The 3,530-nt window shown below is 71.3% G+C and carries 4 protein-coding genes and 1 pseudogene; all 5 read left to right on the top strand.

Features of this window, described 5'->3' with window-relative positions; all coding sequences use genetic code 11:
• Positions 1 to 144: pseudogene (locus AC1DHX_RS20460) on the top strand (type III polyketide synthase); the annotation flags it as partial.
• Positions 145 to 239: 95 nt separating this feature from the next.
• On the top strand, positions 240 to 917 hold the full coding sequence (locus AC1DHX_RS20455) for a class I SAM-dependent methyltransferase (RefSeq protein ID WP_476900440.1): 678 nt from the start codon (positions 240 to 242) through the stop codon (positions 915 to 917).
• Positions 910 to 2,118: an FAD-dependent oxidoreductase gene (locus AC1DHX_RS20450; RefSeq protein ID WP_476900439.1), complete on the top strand. Its 1,209-nt coding sequence runs from the start codon at positions 910 to 912 to the stop codon at positions 2,116 to 2,118. The genes AC1DHX_RS20455 and AC1DHX_RS20450 overlap by 8 nt, the downstream gene beginning before the upstream one ends.
• Before the next feature lie 42 nt (positions 2,119 to 2,160).
• Positions 2,161 to 3,114, top strand: coding sequence for a hypothetical protein (locus AC1DHX_RS20445; RefSeq protein ID WP_476858553.1), 954 nt, complete (start codon positions 2,161 to 2,163; stop codon positions 3,112 to 3,114).
• 9 nt (positions 3,115 to 3,123) lie between these two features.
• A partial coding sequence (locus AC1DHX_RS20440) for a peptide deformylase (protein ID WP_476900438.1) occupies positions 3,124 to 3,530 on the top strand: 407 nt, incomplete at its 3' end.

Raw genomic sequence — 3,530 nt, 5'->3', positions numbered from 1 at the left:
GAACGGATCTGCTCCATGGCCTTCGGTCCGGGCCTGACGGTCGAGACGGCGCTCTTCACCCGGGTGGCGGCCACGCGGCCCGCCGCAGCTCCGCGGCAGGAGCCAACGGCGGAACCAGCACAGTCCGTAGCGGTGCGGGTCTGAAAGCGGCCACGCTGAAACCGTTCAGCGCGAAGCGGGGCACGGAACACCTTCGGCCGGCCCTCCTGCTGGACCGCGCATCCGACGCCGTCGAGGAAATGGACCTGCCGGGCTGCGACCCCGGCCGCCTAGAGCGCACGTATGCCCAGTTTGCGCTCGTCAACCGTGCCGTCGCCGGCTGGCGCGGCATCTACCGGTCCCGTATCAGGCCCCGGCTGTCCACCGCTTCCGCCACGTCCCTGCTGGATATAGGGTGCGGCGGGGGCGACGTTTCCGTGCTGTTGGCCCGGTGGGCGGCCCGGGACGGACTGCGTCTCGAGGTCACCGCCATTGACCCGGATCCGCGGGCGATCCTGTTCGCCCGCGCCCGCCACGCGACGGCGGACGTGACGTTCCGCCAGGCGGCCAGCGCGGAGCTGCTCGAAGAGGGCCACCGGTACGACCTCGTGGTATCCAACCATGTCCTGCACCACCTTGACGGGCTGGAAGCGTTTCTCGCCGAGTCGGCCCGGTTGTCCCGCGGCACAGTGGTCCACAACGACATCCGCCGCAGCCCCGCCGCCTACGCGCTGTTCTCTGCCGGCTCCTGGGTGCTCACCGGCTCCTACATCCGGCAGGACGGGCTGACCTCGATCCGCCGAAGCTACACCGCCGCGGAGCTGGCCGCCGCCGCTCCCCCGGGCTGGACCGTCGCCCGCCACGCCCCCTTCCGGAACCTGCTGCTGCACGGCACTCCCGGCGGCGCCTACCAGTCAGGGCCCGGCGCCAGTGGCTGAGGTTCTGATCATCGGTGCCGGTCCGGTGGGGCTGTTCATGGCCGCGCTGCTGCTGCAGGACGGCGTGGATGTGCAGGTGCTGGAACAGAGGGGCGCACCGGAGCCGCAGTCGCGCGCCATCGGCATCCATCCGCCGGCGCTGGCCGCGCTCGCGGGAACCGGAGTTGCCGAGGCCATGATTGCCGAGGGGGTCCAGATCCGCCGAGGTATGGCACTGGCCGGCGGAAAATGCCTCGCCCGGATGTCTTTTGCCGGCGTCTCGGACCGCTTTCCGTTCGTCCTGTCCCTGCCCCAGGCCCGCACTGAGGCGCACCTGGAACGGCGGGTCAACGAGCTCGGCGACGGCGCCCTGCACCGCGGCGTCCGCCTCACCGGGCTGTCCGACGACGGCGGCCGGGTCAGCGTGGAAGCGGACTCCGGGAGTGGCGCCCTGCGCTATTCGGCGCCGCTGGTCATTGCTGCCGACGGCGTGCGTTCCACGGTGCGGGCGCTGCAGGGCGTCGACGTGCGCGTGAAAGAGTACCCGGACAGTTACCTGATGGGTGACTTCGCGGACGGCACCGGGTTCGGTCCGGACGCGGCACTGTTCCTCTCCGGCGCCGGCATCGTGGAGTCGTTCCCCTTGCCCGGCCAGCTCCGACGCTGGGTGGTCCGGCTGGGTACCGGCGACTCCGCGGCTGGCGATTCCCCGCCCGGCGGACCTGATGCCGGYGGACCAGCAGCCGGCGGACCAGCAGCCGGCGCTCCCGGCGTCGACGCCCGGTGGCTCACGGGCTGCGTGCGCGAACGGACGGGACTCGCCATCGACGCCGGGACCAACAGCATGCTCAGCCGCTTCGGCGTCCGCACGCGCCTGGCCCCCCGGATGGTGGCCGGCCGGGTGGTGATGATCGGGGATGYGGCCCACGAGGTGAGCCCCATCGGCGGGCAGGGCATGAACCTCGGCTGGCTGGACGCGGCGGCGCTGGCACCGATCGTCTCGGCGGCCGTGCGCGGCCAGGATGTCGCGGATCGCCTCCGGACCTTTGAGCGGACCCGGTTGCGGGCGGCGGCGAGAGCCGCACGCCAGGCGGAAATCAACATGGCCCTGGGCCGGCCCCTCACGGACCGTCTCCTGGCGCTGCGGAACCGTGGCATCGCAGGCGTCGCCGCGGTTCCGCCGGTGAATTCCCTGATCGCCCGCCGTTTCACGATGCACTAGGCAGCGCATTGGCACGGGTTTGCCCCGGAATAGACTGTGCGCATGGACGGACTTCCCGTGATGCGCGGCGCCGCATCGTATTGGGCGTTGCGGGCAGCGGCCGCCACGCTGCTGCTCGGCGCGGCAGCGTCGTGCAGCTACGGAACGGCCGGCGGCACCGCCTCCCCGGCAAGCGCGACGGCGTCGGCGACCCCGATCCCCACAGGCCCCGTGACCGCGGAAATCAGCCAGTTCCGCGACAACTACAGCAAGCAGATCATCGAAATCCAGCTCACGAACACCACCGGCCATGCCCTGACGGTCCTCGGCGCGGAACTGACCAGCCCTCTCTTCGCGGCCCCGATCATCTGGTCCGCCCGCACCGGCGGGATCGAGCTTCCGCCCGGACAGCCCAAGAGCCTGCCGGCACCGTTGCCCGCCCCGGATTGCGGCAGCCCGGCCGGACCGGGAGCCACCTCCGGGGCTGCGGGCGACGCCCGTGTATCCCTGCGGCTGGCCACGCCGGAAGGTGCCGTGCCGGTCCCGGCCATGGCCCCGGCAACAGACCCGTTCGGCGTCCTGGCGCGGAACAATTCGGAGCTGTGCCTTGCCCGGGAAGCCTCGGCCGTCGCCACGATCACGCTGGATCCCGAGCTTGAGGTGGGCGCGGACGGTCGGACCGCCGTCGTGCGTCTGCTGCTGCAACCGCGCGCCGCCGCCGGCGCCGGTGAACTGGTGATAGACCGGATCGAGGAAACCACGCTGCTGGCGGAGGCCTCACAAGCCCCGTGGCCCCGGTCGGTGACGGTCCGCGCCGGYGGTGCCCCGGCCCAAGTGCGCCTCGGCATCAGGCCCTCCCGCTGCGATCCCCATGCAGTGGCCGAAGACAAGGTGGGCACACTCCTGCCCCTGCAGGTCAGGGTGGCGGGCCGCGAGGGAATTGTGAAGATCGACGCCGGCAGCCAACTTCGCGCCCGCATCTACGACTTTGTTACAAAGGCGTGCGGGCGCCAGTAGTGTGGGGGCATGCCCTATGACGCCAGGCCCACTGACTACAGCGCCGCCCGGATAAGCGAGACCGTCCAGGAGATCCTGAGCGCCGGCATCCTCCCGCCGATTGTCCAGGCCGGACACCCGGTGCTCCGGCACGTGGCGGCGCCGTACGATGGCCAGTTGACTGATGCCGACCTCGGCCACCTCATAGACCTCATGCGCAGCGTGATGCACAAGGCCCCAGGCGTGGGCCTGGCGGCCCCGCAGCTGGGGATTCCGCTGCAGATCGCTGTCCTGGAGGACCAGTTCGACGTCGATCCCGACGTCGCTGCCGTCCGCGGGCGGGAAGCGCTGCCGTTCTTTGCCATGCTGAACCCGGGCTATCGTCCCCTGGGCGCGAAGTCCGCGGCGTTCTACGAAGGCTGCCTCTCCATTGGCGG

The organism is Arthrobacter sp. 05N33_2, assembly GCF_056397425.1.
This window is presented reverse-complemented; position numbering and strand designations above follow the sequence as displayed.

Excerpts from the sequence above, each read along its gene's own strand:
- AC1DHX_RS20455 (WP_476900440.1), top strand. The coding sequence starts at position 240 with ATGGACCTGCCGGGCTGCGACCCCGGCCGCCTAGAGCGCACGTATGCC.